Below are 15,196 nucleotides of genomic sequence, written 5' to 3'. Positions count from 1 at the left end.
ACAACCCTTACGAAAGGGACGCCCCGGTGACCGAGAAGGCCGAGCTTCAGTCCGTCCTCGACCGTGCCGCGGCCGGCGGACGGATCAGCCCCGAAGAGGCACTCGTCCTCTACCGCGACGCCCCGCTGCACGCGCTCGGCGCGGCCGCCGACGCCGTACGCCGCCGGAGGTACGCGGGAACCGAGCACATCGCCACGTACATCATCGAGCGCAACATCAACTACACGAACGTGTGCGTCACGGCGTGCAAGTTCTGCGCCTTCTACGCGGCCCCCAAGGACACCGCCAAGGGCTGGACCCGCGACCTGGACGACATCCTGCGCCGGTGCGCGGAGACCGTCGAGCTCGGCGGGACCCAGATCATGTTCCAGGGCGGCCACCACCCGGACTACGGCGTCGAGTATTACGAGAAGCACTTCGCGGCCATCAAGAAGGAGTTCCCGCAGCTCGTCATCCACAGCCTGGGGGCGAGCGAGGTCGAGCACATGGCCCGGATCTCCGGCGTGACGGTGGAAGAGGCGATCACCCGGATCCACGCGGCCGGCCTCGACTCCTTCGCCGGCGCCGGTGCCGAACTCCTCCCCGAGCGGCCCCGCAAGGCCATCGCCCCGCTGAAGGAGAGCGGCGAGCGCTGGCTGGAGATCATGGAGGCCGCCCACGGGCTGGGCGTCGAGTCCACCTCCACCATGCTGATGGGCACGGGCGAGACCAACGCCGAGCGCATCGAGCACCTGCGGATGATCCGCGACGTACAGGACCGGACGGGCGGCTTCCGCGCCTTCATCCCCTACACCTACCAGCCGGAGAACAACCACCTGAAGGGCCGTACGCAGGCCACGCTCTTCGAGTACCTGCGGATGATCGCCATCGCGCGGCTGTTCATGGACAACGTCGCCCACATCCAGGGCTCGTGGCTGACCACCGGCAAGGAGGTCGGCCAGTTGTCGCTGCACTACGGCGCCGACGACCTCGGCTCGATCATGCTGGAGGAGAACGTCGTCTCCTCGGCGGGCGCCAAGCACCGCTCCAACCGGATGGAGATCATCGACCTCATCCGCAAGGCGGGGCGCGTTCCGGCGCAGCGGACCACGACGTACGAGCACATCGTCGTGCACGACGACCCGGCGAACGATCCCGTCGACGAGCGGGTCATGTCCCACATCTCCTCCACGGCGATCGCGGGCGGCACCGCTCACCCGGAACTGAAGCTGCTCGCCTCCAACTGACCTCCATATGCTGACGATCCACGCCGCCGATCTCCTCGTCACGGGGGACCGGCGGCCGGCCGTGCCGGGTGGCGCGGTCCTGGTCGACGGGCGGAGGCTCGCGGCCCTCGGCCCGTACGACGAACTGGCGGCCGCGCATCCGGCGGCCCGGGTCCGGCGCTGGCCCGGACTGCTCACCCCGGGGCTGGTAAACCCGTACGGACCGGAACTCCTGGAGCACGCCTACCACCCCGATCCCCGCGAGGCCGACGAGCTCGGCACCGCGCCGCTGTTCACCGGGGAGGCCCTCGACGCGCTCGGCATGACCGAAGCCCGCCGGGCCGCCAGCGCGCGGCGCGGTGTGCAGCGGATGCTGGCGCACGGATGCGTCGCGGTCGCGGGCGACCTGCGGCGGCCGGCGGTGCGGGACGCCGTGCACCGGGCGGGACTGAGCACGCAGCCGCGCCACGACGTGCCCGTGGGCCCGCCGACGCTCGATCCGCTGGCCGCGGGGCGGAGCCTCGCGGAGGCGATCCTGCTGCCGTTGCCGCCCGTGGGCACGGACGGTTTCGACGCGACCGTCGGGACGGGCGTCGAGAGAGCTCTCGGGACGGGCCTCGATGGGATCGCCGCGAGGAGTGTCGCGGGAGCCGCGGAGAGGGGTGTCGAGGGGGCTGCCGAGAGGAGCGTCGAGGGGGCTTTCGACGCGACCTTCGCCGTGTTCGACGTCCCGGACGAGGCGGCGCTCCGGGACCGCGGAGCCGCGTCCTGCGTGGCGACGGTCGTCGCGGGCCGGCTGCTGCACAGGCGCCGGTAAGGCACTCACCCCGCTGGGCGGCCGCGCCGGGCGGCCCCCGTCACTCCGCGAACGCCTCCGCGAACGCGCCCGAACCCTGCTTCACGCCACTGCAGTTGGTCGCCGCGTCGTCGTTGTCCGAGCTCCCCGACGCGCACTGCTGGTCGCGGAAGGTCGACCACATCGACACCCAGGCGATCTCCCGCTCCTCGGCGAAGGCGCGGACCTCGGTCGCGTCCGCGAGCCCGAACGTCTCGCCCGCGACGTCGTTGACGCCGATCATCGAGGTGAGGGCCATGCCCCGCCAGGCGTTCGCGTCGGACAGCCCGAAGACCTTCTTCAGCTGGGTGTGCGCGGCCTTGGCCGAGGTGATCGCGTAGTCGCCCATGTCGCCGTCGTACGACTCGCCGTAGTTCATGGTCATGATGTTGACGGTGGAGACCTGGACGCCGTTGTCGTTGGCGGACTCCAGCAGTGCCAGGCTGTCCGCGTCGAGCCCGGAGGGCATGACGGGCAGGGTGTAGGAGACCTCGAGGTCGCTGCGCTCCCGCTGCAACAGGGCGATCGCCTCGGAGCGCAGGGCCACCGAGTCGGAGTCGGTCAGGGTGTCGCCCTCGACGTCGAAGTCCGCCTGCGCCGACCCGGCGGCGTCCAGTGCCTCGCCGTAGGCCTTCGCCAGCGCCGACGCGGTGTCGCAGCTCTCCGCCAACTCCTTGCCCGAGGCGCCGCCGAAGGAGACGCGCACGGTGGCGTCCGACTCCTTGAGCGCCGAGATACGCGACTTGACCGCCGAGTCACCGATCGCCTCGACGCCGTTCCACTTGGGCGTGCAGTCACTTCCGTCCGCGATCACGAAGGCCAGGTTGTAGGTGCCGGGGGAGCCCGTGGAGTCGGTGCCGGAGGCTTCGGTGGCGCTGACGTAGGGGGCGTACGACGTCACCGACGACGCGGTCCCGGAAGGGGACGCGTCGGTCTGTCGCGGCGCCTTCGGGGCCGCGTCCGAGGTGGCGTCGGAACCCGCTGAGCATCCCGCGGTGGCCAGGGCAAACAAGCAGGTGAGCCCGGCTGCCGGCCTCAGGAAACTCCGCATTCTGCATGCACCAGCTCTCGTGATCTCTGTCTCAGGACGGAAACAAAGTGTGTTTCCGAAAAGGAAATGTCTCACACGCCGCTGAGCCGCGCGCGGACAGCCGGCGTACAGCCGGTCCACAGATCCGGCCTGGCGAATCGGACTGTTCGGGCATCGAAGCGGGGCATACGGTTCCTTTCGCTTCGCGGTCCGTCGCGCAGCCGTTCTGGGAATCTCTCAGGGAAGAGACAGGTTAGGTGATTTCTCATGGGCGTCTCACAAGAACCTCCGAGTTTCCAACACATAAAGGCTCCCTAATATCCGGGGAATGCATTCCGAGCCTGCCATCGAAAACCACGCCGCCGCCGCACCTGCCGGCGTTGTGCGTGGTCGCCGTCGCAAACCCGGCAACGCGTCTGCCGACGGCCCCGTGTTCGTCGACAACTCCGGACGCCGCTCCAAGGTGCTGCGCCGGGTCGGCATCCTCCTCGGCGTCGTCTGTGTCGGGTACGCCGTCGTGCTGGGCATGGCCTTCATGGGCATCGGCACGTCGATCAACCCGTCCTCGCTGGTGCCCTTCGGCAACGGGCAGAACGCCGGTCCGTCCGGCCGGAACGGGACCGGCCCCGGCGGCTACCAGCCGCAGGGCGGCCTGGGCGACCAGCTCGGCCGGCCCAGCGGCGCCCCGTCGACCACGTCCACCGGCACCTCCGCCCCCTCCTCGTCCGCGTCCGCCGCCGCGGCCGCCAACTGACGGGAAGGCAAGCAACCCACATGACCACGACGACGCCCGCACGCCGCCGCCGGCGTGCCCCCACCCGTATCGAACGGGCGGCGGGCAAGGCCGCGGCGCTGCAGAAGCCCCGCGTCATCCTCGCTCTGCTGCTCCTGCTCGGACTGACCAGCGTCATGCTGCTCGACGGCTATCTGCGCGCCGAGGTCGGCGGCGACCAGCGGGTGCGCGACGGGGCCAGCTCCAGCAAGGTCCCCGACAAGATCCTCAACGGCGGCCCCATCGTCACCTTCCGGGCCGGCCAGGCCACGACGATCTCCGTCCCCAGCAAGACGATCGCGCTCACCTTCGACGACGGCCCGAACCCCACGTACACGCCCGAGGTCCTCGACATCCTCGCGGAGAACGACGTCCCCGCCACGTTCTTCCTGGTGGGTTCGATGGTCTCGCGCTACCCGGGCATCGTGAAGGACATGGTCGACCAGGGCAACGAGGTGGGCATCCACACGTTCACCCACGTCGACCTGTCGTACCAGAGCGACTCCCGCATCCGGCGCGAGATGGAGCAGACGCAGCTCGCGCTGGCCGGGGCGGCCGGCATCACCACCACGCTGTTCCGTGCGCCGTACTCCTCGGAGACGGACGCCATCGACAACTACAGCTGGCCCGTCTACAAGGAGCTCGGCGAGGACGGCTACACCAGCGTCTTCGTCGACACCGACAGCGACGACTGGAAGAAGCCGGGCGTCTCGAAGATCGTCAGCTGGGCCACGCCCAAGGGCACCGCCGGCGCCGCGGTCCTCATGCACGACGCGGGCGGCGACCGTGAGCAGACGGTCGCGGCGCTCCCCGAGTACATCGAGAAGATGAAGGCGAAGGGCTACACCTTCACCACCGTCAGCGGCGTCATGCAGGCGCAGAACGCGAGCAACGCCCAGGCCGCGGGAGCGCCGCAAGCCACTGGCAGCCGGCCGAGCGACGCGCCCAACGGCTCGACGGGGAGCGCCGGTTCGGGCACCGGGAACGCGGGCGTCGAGGGTTCGGCCCGGCAGTCGACCACCTCCCGGCTCCAGGCGGCGCACCGCGAGGCCACCGGCGCGACCCTCTACGAGGGCAAGGCCCTCGTCGCCGCCGTCGCGGTCGCCGAGTGGACGGTGCCGGCGCTGTCGGTCGGACTGGTCGTCGTGGGCGTCGCCGTCATGGGCCGGTTCGGCATGATGCTGCTCCTCGCCCGCCGCCACCACAGACAGCGCAACAAACGCCGGTTCAGCTGGGGGCCGACGGTCACCCGCCCGGGCAGCGTGATCGTCCCGGCGTACAACGAGAAGGAGTGCATCGCCAACACGCTCGAATCGCTGGCGCGGAGCACCCACCCGATCGAGATCATCGTCGTGGACGACGGCTCCACGGACGGCACGTCCGAGATCGCTCGCGGCGCGGCCGACGCGCTCGGCATGTCCAACGTCCGCGTCATCCGCCAGGAGAACGCCGGCAAGCCGGCCGCCCTGAACAACGGTGTCCGCAGCGCCGGTTACGACATCGTCGTGATGATGGACGGCGACACCGTCTTCGAGCCGGACGCCGTGCACCAGCTCGTGCAGCCCTTCGCCGACCCGGAGGTCGGCGCCGTCGCGGGCAACGCCAAGGTAGGCAACCGCGACACGATCATCGGCGCCTGGCAGCACATCGAGTACGTGATGGGCTTCAACCTCGACCGCCGCATGTACGACCTGCTGCGCTGCATGCCCACCATCCCGGGCGCGATCGGCGCGTTCCGCCGTGACGCGGTCCTCCAGGTCGGCGGCATGAGCGAGGACACCCTCGCCGAGGACACCGACATCACCATCGCCATGCACCGCGCGGGCTGGCGGGTCGTCTACCAGGAGCACGCCAGGGCCTGGACGGAGGCGCCGGGTTCGCTCAAGCAGCTGTGGTCGCAGCGCTACCGCTGGTCCTACGGCACCATGCAGGCGCTCTGGAAGCACCGCAAGTCCCTGACGGACAAGGGTCCTTCGGGCCGCTTCGGCCGCGTCGGCATGCCGCTGGTCGTGATCTTCCAGATCCTCACGCCGGTCTTCGCCCCGCTCATCGACGTCTTCACCGCCTACTCGATGATCTTCGTCGACTTCCAGGCGGCGCTGTACGCGTGGCTGGCGGTCCTGGGCATCCAGCTCTTCTGCGCGGCGTACGCCTTCCGCCTCGACCGCGAGAAGTACCGCTACCTGCTGATGATGCCGCTGCAACAGCTGGCCTACCGCCAGATGATGTACCTCGTCCTCATCCACTCCTGCATCACCGCGCTCACCGGCGGCCGCCTGCGCTGGCAGAAGCTGAAGCGCACCGGCGAGGTCGGCACCCCGGCGGGGGTCAGCCGATGAGCTGGGGTGAGGAACAACCGGGGCACCCGCAGGGGTACGGCCAGGTGCAGGGGTACGGGGAGCAACTCCCTTACGGGTACGACGGGTACGGGCGTCAGCAGCCGTATCCGCAACCGCAGCAGCCGTATCCGCAGCAGCAGTCGCACGGGCAACAGCCGTACGGACAACAGCCGTACGGACAACAGCCGTACGTGCAGCAGGACTACCCACAGCAGCCCTGTCCGCCGCACTACGAGGGCTATGAGGGCTACGAGGGCTACGAGGAACCCGGGCAGCGGGTGCCGGTGGACTCGACGGCGACTGCGCCGGTGGTGGAGCCGGAACCGGAGCCCGTCGCCGCCTCGTCGGAGCCTGCCGCAGGCGGCGGCCGTGACCGGTACTTCGACACCCTCCGCGCGGTCGCGCTCGTCCGGGTCGTCGCGTACCACACCTTCGGCTGGGCCTGGGCCGGGCTCGTCTTCCCCTCGATGGGGATCATGTTCGGGCTGGCCGGCACCCTGATGGCCAAGTCCCTGGAACGGCCCGCCCTCCAGGTGGTCAGGAGCCGGTTCCGTCGCCTCCTGCCGCCCTTCTGGTTCTGGGGCGCCTTCGTGGTGCTCGCGATGATGATCCACGACTGGATGCCGGGCTGGCAGATCGTCTACTGGATCGTGCCGCTGGGCGACCCGCCGGGCAACGCGTGGGGCGAGCAGGCCTGGGAGATCCTCTGGTACCTGCGGACCTATCTCTGGTTCGTCCTGCTCTCCCCCCTGCTCCTGCGCCTGTTCCGGCTCGCCCCGGTCCCGGTGCTGGTGCTGTCCCTCGCGCCGATCCTGGCCCTGACCTTCGTCTGGGCCGGCCCCGACAACCGCCTCGGCACCGCCCTGTGGGACCTGTCGACGTACCTCTTCTGCTGGATCCTCGGTTTCGCGCACCGCGACGGTGTCCTGCAGCGGATGAAACCGGCCGTGGTCGTCGTCCTCTCGCTCGCGGCACTCGGCTACGGCGGCTGGTACGCCTTCGCCCACCGGGCCGAGTTCGGCACCTACGACCTCGACGAGATCCCGCTCGCCCAGGCCTTCTGGTCGGCCGGTTTCGTGACGCTCCTGATGTGGGCCAAGGCGCGCTTCCGGATCGACTTCGCCGGGCTCACCAGGTTCCGGCGGCTCGACCGGATCGTGACCGTCTTCAACGCGCGCGCGGTCACGATCTATCTGTGGCACGAGATCGCGCTGATCCTGGCCGTGCCGCTGATCGACCAGTTCTGGAAGGTGCCCGCGTTCGAGACCTACCTGCCGCTGGAGAGCCAGTGGTTCATGTTCGGCGTCGGCTGGGTCCTCGTCGCGCTGTTCATCCTGGTGTGCGGATGGGTCGAGGACGTGGCGGCGAGGAAGAGGCCGCGACTGCTCCCCTGAGCCGGCGGGGAGGGCCGTACTGCAACAATGGGCGGGTGACCCGCGCCTCCCTGAACAAGCAGCCGCACGAAGTCGCCTCGATGTTCGACGACGTGGCGGAACGGTACGACCTGACCAACGACGTGCTGTCGCTCGGCCAGGACCGGGTGTGGCGCAGGGAGGTCGCCAGGGCCGTCGACGCCCGGCCCGCGCAGAAGGTCCTGGACCTGGCCGCCGGTACGGCAACGTCCTCGCTGCCCTTCGCCCGCACCGGCGCCTACGTCGTCCCCTGCGACTTCTCGCTCGGGATGCTCAGGGTCGGCAAGCGGAACCACCCCTGGCTGCCCTTCACGGCGGGCGACGCGACGCGGCTGCCGTTCGCCGACGACGTCTTCGACGCCGTCACGATCTCCTTCGGGCTGCGCAACGTGCAGGACACCGACGCGGCCCTGCGCGAGATGTACCGGGTGACCAGGCCCGGCGGCCGGGTCGTCATCTGCGAGTTCTCGCACCCGACCTGGGCACCGTTCCGGACCGCCTACACCGAGTACCTGATGCGCGCCCTGCCGCCGGTCGCCCGGGCGGTGTCCTCGAACCCCGACGCGTACGTCTACCTCGCCGAGTCCATCCGCGCCTGGCCGGACCAGCCCGCCCTCGGCGAGCGGCTGCGCAAGGCCGGCTGGTCGAAGGTGGCCTGGCGCAACCTCACGGGCGGCATCGTGGCCATGCACCGCGGGTTCAAGGACAGCTGAACCACGCGGGAGGCGGGTCGGCACGAGGTCGGTTTCAGCAGGAGGTCGGTTTCAGCAGGAGCCGAACCCGGCGACCACGTACGTGTCGCCACCCGGCTCGTCGAGTTCCCGCCGCATTCCGCCGCTCGGCGGCCGTGGCGGTCGCGGCTCCCGCACACCCGCACCCCCGCCGCCCTCTCCCTCCCCGAGGTCGAACCAGACGGTGACGACGGCCCCGCGCGGCACGTCGACACCGGGCGGCGGGTACTGCCGTACGACGTAGTCGACCGCGGTCCGGTGGAAGTCGGGCCGGTCGGGCGCGGCGAGGAAGACCCCGCGCGCGTCGGCCGTCCTGCGCGCGTCCATGGCCATCAGGCCGACAAGGCGCGGTACGCGCACTTCGGGTGTCTTGGGCGGTATGTGCACAGATGTCACCCCCAGCGGTACCGGCAGGGTAACTCCCGTCCAGTACCGCCCGGAAGTGGTACGTGTCGTTCTGTAGCAGTCGACTACCCTGCGTCACGACCCTCGAGGTCGAGCCGGTAACAGTGCGCCTCCCCCTGCCGCGGTCCCGGCAGTGGGAGGACCTCTTCGAGGCGCATGCCCAGCCGCTGTGTCACCGCGATGGAACGGGCGTTGCCGGCGCGGACCATCGCCACCACGCTCGGCACCCCCGCCGCGCGTACCCGCTCCAGCGTCATCCGCGCGGCCGCGGTGACGTACCCCCTGCCCCAGTGCTCCCGTCCCAGCCGCCAGCCGATCTCGATCTCACCCTTCGGACCCCAGTCCCGCGGCCACGGCTGGGCGCCCGTGAAGCCGATGACCCGCCCGGAGTCGTCGAGCACGGTCCACAGGCAGAAACCGCGCTCCGCGTCGTGCCGGCGCTGCCGGGCGGTGAGCTCCTCGTAGACGGACAGCTCCGCGGACCGGCCGCCGTGGAACTCCATGACGTCCGGGTCGTCGAACACCCGGTGCCAGGCGACGGCGTCCTCGTCGGTGGGGACACGAAGCCGTACGACGGGCAGAGCTCGGTTCACGGGGGCAGCCCTTCAGCCGGGTGATCGGTAACGCTGAATAGACTGCCCATGTCCAGTGCCGGTCGGCACGCAGATTCAGAACTTGGGGAGATCCCGCCGTGACCGAGCCCCTCTCCGAAAACACCGCCGATGTGATCGTCGTCGGCGCGGGGCCAGCCGGCTCCACGACCGCCTACCACCTCGCCAAGGCCGGGCTCGACGTCCTTCTGCTCGAGAAGACCGAGTTCCCACGCGAGAAGGTCTGCGGCGACGGACTCACCCCGCGCGCGGTCAAGCAGCTCGTGGCGATGGGGATCGACATCTCCGAGGAGGCCGGCTGGCTGCGCAACAAGGGCCTGCGCATCATCGGCGGCGGCTCCCGGCTCCAGCTGGACTGGCCGGATCTCGCCTCCTTCCCCGACTACGGCCTCGTCCGCAAGCGCGACGACTTCGACGAGCAGCTCGCCCGCCAGGCCCAGAAGGCGGGCGCCCGCCTGTACGAGCGCTGCAACGTCGGCGCCCCGATCATCGACGACCGCACCGGCCGCATCACCGGCGTGCACGCCAAGCTCGGCGAGGAGAAGCGCGAGGTCACCTATCGCGCGCCGCTCGTCGTGGCCGCCGACGGCAACTCCACCCGGCTGTCCCTCGCGATGGGCCTGCACCGCCGCGAGGACCGGCCGATGGGCGTCGCCGTCCGCACCTACTTCACCTCCCCGCGCCACGAGGACGACTACCTGGAGTCCTGGCTGGAACTCTGGGACCGCCGGGGAGCAGAGGACCGTCTCCTCCCCGGCTACGGCTGGATCTTCGGCATGGGCGACGGCACCTCGAACGTCGGACTGGGCGTGCTGAACACCTCCGACTCCTTCAAGGAACTGGACTGGCGCGAGGTCCTCAAGGCCTGGTGCGCGTCCATGCCGGAGGACTGGGGCTACACCCCGGACAACATGACGGGCCCGATCCGCGGCGCCGCCCTCCCCATGGCCTTCAACCGGCAGCCCCACTACACCAAGGGCCTACTGCTGGTCGGCGACGCCGGCGGCCTGGTGAACCCCTTCAACGGCGAGGGCATCGCCTACGCCATGGAGTCCGGCCAGATCGCCGCCGACGTCATCGTCCAGGCCCACGCCCGCTCCACGCCGGCCCAGCGGGAGACGGCCCTGCACCACTACCCGCGCGTCCTCAAGGACACCTACGGCGGCTACTACACGCTGGGCCGCGCCTTCGTGAAGCTGATCGGCAACCCGAAGGTCATGAAGATCGCGACCCAGCGCGGCCTGACCCACCCCGTGCTGATGAAGTTCACGCTGAAGATGCTCGCGAACCTCACGGACCCCACGGGCGGCGACGCGATGGACCGGATCATCAACGGCCTGAGCAAGGTCGCCCCGAAGGCGTGACACAACACCGTGCGGCGCACGTTCGGTGAGCGCGCCGCACGGCCCGGCCGTCGACCGCGAGCCCGAAGTGCCCGCCGCGGCCACCCGCGCCCGGTGAGCGCGCGTGGCCGCGCCCTCGGTGAGCGCAGACGGCCGGGACCCTCGGGCACGCGCTGAGGCTGCGGCCTTGGGTACGGGTCGCGGCTGCGGGTCTCGGGTCTGCGCCTCGGTGAGGGTGCGGCCTTGGGTACGGGTCGCGGCTGCGGGTCTCGGGTCTGCGCCTCGGTGAGGGTGCGGCCTTGGGTACGGGTCGCGGCTGCGGGTCTCGGGCCTGCGCCTGGGTGAGGGTGCGGCTTTCGGGCGCGGTCGTCGGGCAGGCGGTGACGCCTGCGGCCCACGAGTGCGGCCTTCGGGCGCGCCGCCGCGTGTGCCTCCGGTCCCGTGCGGGCGGCGCGCGGAGGCCTGGCGGGCCCGCTACCTCCGGAGTTCGGCTTCGTTGGCGGCCCGGCGGGCGAGCACCTCGTCCCTCCGGTCGGCCACCTGCCGTAGGGCCTGCCGGCGTTCGCGCAGGGAGAGGCGGTCCATGTAGACCTGACCGTTCACGTGGTCCGTCTCGTGGGCGAGGCAGCGGGCGAAGTACCCCGTGCCCTCGATCACGAGCGCGTTGCCGTCCCTGTCGAGTCCGCGCACCACGGCACGGTCGGGGCGCGGTACGTCCATGACGGCGCCCGGCACCGACAGACAGCCCTCGCCGTCGTCGAGCAGTCGTCGCCCGGCCGGATCCAGCGGCTCCAGGACCGGATTGACGATGTGTCCGACATGTCGGACACCGTCGTCGTCCGGGCAGTCGTACACGAACAGGCTCAGGTCGACGCCGACCTGGTTCGCCGCCAGTCCCGCGCCGTCGGCGACGTACATCGTGAGGAACATGTCGTCGATGAGCGCGGCGAGCTCGGGCCCGAACTCGGTGACGTCCCGGCACGGCTTGTGCAGGACTGCCTCACCGGTCTCGGTGATGCGCCGGACGGACCCGCGCCGGGCCTCGGGCGCGTGCGGGAAGTAGGAAGCGACAGGCTTCCCCTGGACGAAGACACGGGGCATCGCGGACTCTCCTCGGATCGTCGGCCGGTCCTTGGGACGAACCGGCTCCGAGGGCAGAGCCTTTCAGGCGAGCGGTGGTCTCGGCAGCAGGGTGTACCGAAGGGCCGCTGCCCCCGAGCGGCTGCGGCCCTTCGTGTGGTGTGTCCGGGGATGTCAGAGCACCCGGACGGCTCCGGTCGGCGGGTCGTACGAGAGCGGCTTCTCGGCGACGCCGGTGGAGGGGTTCTGCGCGCCGACGAACATACCGTCGCCGACGTACACCGCCACGTGGTACGCGCTGCCCGCGCTGCCCCAGTAGAGGATGTCGCCCGGCTGGAGGTTGCTCAGCGACACCTGGGTGCCGGCCGTCGACTGGTCCTGGGAGACCCGCGGCAGGTTGACGCCGACCTGCTTGAAGGCGGCCTGGACCAGGCCGGAGCAGTCCCAGGAGTTGGGGCCGGTGCCGCCGGAGACGTAGGCGTCACCGATCTGCGCCTTGACGAAGGCGATGACGGCCGCGGCCGAACCGGTGGCAGTGGACGTGGACGTGGACGTGGACGTGCCCGTGGAGGCGCTGGAGGCCGCGGGAGCGGCCAACGTCGTCCGCTCGGCACTGCGCGAGGCGCGCTCGGCTGCGGCCTTGCGAGCGGCCTGCTGGGCCTTCTTCTTGGCCTCGGCCTTCTGCTTGGCCTCCGCGAGGTCCGACTTGGCCTGCTTCGCGGCCTTCGCGGCGGCCGAGTCACGTTCGGCCTGCAACTGGTAGTTCGCGGCGGCCTGCTGCGTGGCGTCCGCGGACTGGGCGACCTGAGCGGCCAGGTCGGCGGTCAGCGTGGGCAGTTCAAGGGTCTGCGTCACCGGTTCGGCGGCGCTCGCCGAACCGGACGCCCCGGCGACGGCCAGGGTGCTGAGAACGCCACCGGCAACTCCGGCCCGCATCGCGATTTTCGACGCGCTGCGGCGGGGTTTCCGGTGGCTGCGTATGAGAGCGGTGTGGGACATGGGTACAAGCGGTATCAGGGGCTCCTCCATACCTTCAAGAAACGTGTGGTGCGCCACAGTTGTTCAATGGGCCCCCCGAATGCCTGGTGTGTCGCCCTTTATTGACGCCGTAACGGGCATTACGGACTCACGTGATCAAGCCTGTGATCATGGACTTTCATCATTACGCCCTAATTGCCCGCCACCTACCATTGGTTGGGATCGGTGGCCAAGCCTCGTTCTCAGACGCCTCTCATCAATGTGGCGGAGGTCACGCAACGATTACGACGGCGGCCGCGTCCCGCGCCCGGAATCCTGTCCGACCCCCGCTCGTGAACGCGTGCACGTGTCCATGGCCGTCCACACCCACCCGCCGAACTACCTCTGACGTGTGAACGCGAGCCTCTACCAGCGGGTCGGGCCCAGCACCAATTTGCATGCAAGAGAACTCTCTTGATATTGAGACGACCCTCCCCACCTGCGCCGAAGAGCGAAAATGTCACCTCTGGTGATCACTCGGACGCTTCTCGTACGAAGATCACCGCTCATCCGACTTCATGATCCTTCGTCAGGTGGTGGAGATCACAAAGCTTGTGTAATACCCCGTGTCGCAGATCACAGAGCGTCGGGCATAGGATGCGAGGCAGTTGGGCTTGTGACCTGCTTCACATGTTCGCGATCTTCGTCGGGACGGGCGAGGTTCGGGGACCGATGGAGGAGATCCGGGTCCTGCCATCGCCAGCAGTCAGTGCCGACTGAGAGGAGCGAGGAGCGGTGAACGCGTATGCGCCCATCCTCGTACTGGGAGCCCTCGGGGCAGGCTTTGCGATCTTCTCCGTGGTCATGGCCACGCTGATCGGTCCGAAGCGGTACAACCGGGCCAAGCTCGAGGCCTACGAGTGCGGGATCGAGCCGACCCCCACGCCGGCCGGCGGCGGGCGCTTCCCCATCAAGTACTACCTGACGGCGATGCTCTTCATCGTCTTCGACATCGAGATCGTCTTCCTCTACCCCTGGGCCGTCACCTTCGACGCCCTGGGTGTTTTCGGGCTCGTGGAGATGCTGCTCTTCGTGCTCACCGTCTTCGTCGCGTACGCGTACGTATGGCGGCGCGGCGGCCTGGAATGGGACTGAGGGGCCTTAGGACATGGGACTCGAAGAAAAGCTGCCGAGCGGCTTCCTGCTGACCACCGTCGAGCAGGCCGCGGGCTGGGTGCGCAAGGCGTCCGTCTTCCCCGCCACATTCGGCCTCGCCTGCTGTGCCATCGAGATGATGACCACCGGCGCCGGCCGTTACGACCTGGCGCGCTTCGGCATGGAGGTCTTCCGCGGTTCGCCGCGGCAGGCGGACCTCATGATCGTGGCAGGCCGGGTCAGCCAGAAGATGGCGCCGGTGCTGCGGCAGGTCTATGACCAGATGCCGAACCCCAAGTGGGTGATCTCCATGGGGGTCTGCGCCTCCTCGGGCGGCATGTTTAACAACTACGCGATCGTCCAGGGCGTCGACCACATCGTGCCGGTCGACATCTATCTGCCCGGCTGCCCGCCACGGCCCGAGATGCTGATCGACGCGATTCTCAAGCTCCACCAGAAGATCCAGTCCTCCAAGCTCGGCGTGAACGCCGAGGAGGCGGCTCGTGAGGCGGAGGAAGCGGCGCTCAAGGCCCTGCCGACGATCGAGATGAAGGGGCTGCTGCGGTGAGCGACGCGAACGGCACCAACGAGCCGTCGAACGGGGTGAACCCCGAAAAGGACCTCGGCGCCTCCAACCTCCCCGGCCGGCGCGGCGAGGGCGGTGAGGAGATCCGCGTCCAGCGCGGCATGTTCGGCGCCAACAACGGCGGTGACACCTCCGGCTACGGCGGCCTGGTCCGCTCGGTCCGTCTCCCGGGACCGGCGAGCCGCCCCTATGGCGGCTGGTTCGACGAGGTCGCCGACGAACTCGAGGGCGCGCTGGAGGAACAGGGTCTCCTCCCGGACAACGCGATCGATCGGACGGTCGTCGACCGCGACGAGCTGACCTTCCACATCGAGCGCGAGCACCTGGTCCGGGTCGCCCAGACCCTGCGCGACGACCCCGCACTGCGCTTCGAGCTGTGTACCGGCGTGAGCGGTGTGCACTACCCGGAGGACAAGGGCCGCGAACTGCACGCCGTCTACCACCTGCGCTCGATCACCCACAACCGGCTGATCCGCCTCGAAGTCAGCGCCCCGGACGCCGATCCGCACATCCCGTCCCTGGTCCCGGTCTACCCGACCAACGACTGGCACGAGCGCGAGACGTACGACTTCTTCGGCATCGTCTTCGACGGGCACCCGGCCCTGACGCGGATCATGATGCCGGACGACTGGCAGGGCCACGCGCAGCGCAAGGACTACCCCCTCGGCGGCATCCCCGTCGAGTACAAGGGCGCCCAGATCCCGGCTCCGGACCAGCGGAGGTCGTACTCGTGAG

At 69.7% G+C, this 15,196-nt stretch carries 15 protein-coding genes; 10 read left to right on the top strand and 5 right to left on the bottom strand.

Annotated features, from left to right (window positions below):
- Positions 1-26: 26 nt before the first annotated feature.
- Both mqnC and OG985_RS20530 read left to right on the top strand, forming a co-directional pair.
- A complete protein-coding gene (gene mqnC / locus OG985_RS20535; protein WP_371669791.1) occupies positions 27-1,226 on the top strand; it encodes a cyclic dehypoxanthinyl futalosine synthase in 1,200 nt (399 codons plus the stop codon).
- A 7-nt stretch (positions 1,227-1,233) separates the two neighbouring features.
- A complete protein-coding gene (locus OG985_RS20530) occupies positions 1,234-2,022 on the top strand; it encodes a hypothetical protein (RefSeq protein ID WP_371669790.1) in 789 nt (262 codons plus the stop codon).
- A 40-nt stretch (positions 2,023-2,062) separates the two neighbouring features.
- Here the strand turns inward: OG985_RS20530 and OG985_RS20525 are convergent, their stop codons facing one another.
- A complete protein-coding gene (locus OG985_RS20525) occupies positions 2,063-3,091 on the bottom strand; it encodes a chitinase (RefSeq protein ID WP_371669789.1) in 1,029 nt (342 codons plus the stop codon).
- A gap of 307 nt (positions 3,092-3,398) precedes the next feature.
- On the opposite strand from OG985_RS20525, the gene OG985_RS20520 reads away from it, so the two are divergent.
- The 4 genes from OG985_RS20520 to OG985_RS20505 are packed head-to-tail and all read left to right on the top strand — an operon-like array spanning position 3,399 to position 8,306.
- Positions 3,399-3,824: a hypothetical protein gene (locus tag OG985_RS20520; RefSeq protein ID WP_371669788.1), complete on the top strand. Its 426-nt coding sequence runs from the start codon at positions 3,399-3,401 to the stop codon at positions 3,822-3,824.
- Positions 3,825-3,844: 20 nt separating this feature from the next.
- Positions 3,845-6,181, top strand: coding sequence for a bifunctional polysaccharide deacetylase/glycosyltransferase family 2 protein (locus tag OG985_RS20515; protein WP_371669787.1), 2,337 nt, complete (start codon positions 3,845-3,847; stop codon positions 6,179-6,181).
- Positions 6,178-7,575: an acyltransferase gene (locus OG985_RS20510; RefSeq protein WP_371669786.1), complete on the top strand. Its 1,398-nt coding sequence runs from the start codon at positions 6,178-6,180 to the stop codon at positions 7,573-7,575. Before OG985_RS20515 ends, OG985_RS20510 begins: the two co-directional genes overlap by 4 nt.
- A gap of 35 nt (positions 7,576-7,610) precedes the next feature.
- Positions 7,611-8,306, top strand: a complete 696-nt coding sequence (locus OG985_RS20505; RefSeq protein WP_371669785.1) for a demethylmenaquinone methyltransferase — start codon at positions 7,611-7,613, stop codon at positions 8,304-8,306.
- 51 nt (positions 8,307-8,357) lie between these two features.
- On the opposite strand, the gene OG985_RS20500 is transcribed toward OG985_RS20505, so the two are convergent.
- Both OG985_RS20500 and OG985_RS20495 read right to left on the bottom strand, forming a co-directional pair.
- Positions 8,358-8,711 carry a PASTA domain-containing protein gene (locus OG985_RS20500; protein ID WP_371669784.1) on the bottom strand — a complete coding sequence of 118 codons (354 nt, stop codon included), beginning with the start codon at positions 8,709-8,711 and terminating at the stop codon, positions 8,358-8,360.
- A gap of 83 nt (positions 8,712-8,794) precedes the next feature.
- Positions 8,795-9,322 (bottom strand): GNAT family N-acetyltransferase, encoded by a 528-nt coding sequence (locus OG985_RS20495; RefSeq protein ID WP_371669783.1) that lies wholly within the window; start codon positions 9,320-9,322, stop codon positions 8,795-8,797.
- A gap of 98 nt (positions 9,323-9,420) precedes the next feature.
- On the opposite strand from OG985_RS20495, the gene OG985_RS20490 reads away from it, so the two are divergent.
- Complete coding sequence (locus OG985_RS20490) at positions 9,421-10,704, top strand: geranylgeranyl reductase family protein (protein WP_371669782.1); 1,284 nt, start codon at positions 9,421-9,423, stop codon at positions 10,702-10,704.
- A 453-nt stretch (positions 10,705-11,157) separates the two neighbouring features.
- Here the strand turns inward: OG985_RS20490 and def are convergent, their stop codons facing one another.
- Together def and OG985_RS20480 are read right to left on the bottom strand one after the other, a co-directional pair.
- Positions 11,158-11,784, bottom strand: coding sequence for a peptide deformylase (gene def, locus OG985_RS20485; RefSeq protein WP_371669781.1), 627 nt, complete (start codon positions 11,782-11,784; stop codon positions 11,158-11,160).
- Positions 11,785-11,937: 153 nt separating this feature from the next.
- The gene (locus OG985_RS20480) at positions 11,938-12,762 is read right to left on the bottom strand and encodes a C40 family peptidase (protein WP_371669780.1); all 825 of its coding nucleotides are present in this window, start codon (positions 12,760-12,762) and stop codon (positions 11,938-11,940) included.
- A 753-nt stretch (positions 12,763-13,515) separates the two neighbouring features.
- Here OG985_RS20480 and OG985_RS20475 point away from each other — a divergent pair.
- From OG985_RS20475 to OG985_RS20465, 3 genes are read left to right on the top strand one after another with little or no spacing between them, the layout of a single operon-like run.
- Entirely contained in the window at positions 13,516-13,875 is a 360-nt protein-coding gene (locus OG985_RS20475; protein ID WP_007383963.1) for an NADH-quinone oxidoreductase subunit A, read from the top strand.
- Positions 13,876-13,888: 13 nt separating this feature from the next.
- Entirely contained in the window at positions 13,889-14,443 is a 555-nt protein-coding gene (locus OG985_RS20470; RefSeq protein ID WP_006382209.1) for an NADH-quinone oxidoreductase subunit B family protein, read from the top strand.
- On the top strand, positions 14,440-15,195 hold the full coding sequence (locus tag OG985_RS20465; protein WP_371669779.1) for an NADH-quinone oxidoreductase subunit C: 756 nt from the start codon (positions 14,440-14,442) through the stop codon (positions 15,193-15,195). The genes OG985_RS20470 and OG985_RS20465 overlap by 4 nt, the downstream gene beginning before the upstream one ends.
- Position 15,196: the final 1 nt, after the last annotated feature.

The sequence above is a fragment of the Streptomyces sp. NBC_00289 genome (assembly GCF_041435115.1).
GTDB lineage: Bacteria > Actinomycetota > Actinomycetes > Streptomycetales > Streptomycetaceae > Streptomyces.
The sequence above is the reverse complement of the archived record's forward strand: the minus strand, read 5'-3'. Positions and strand labels throughout refer to the sequence as shown.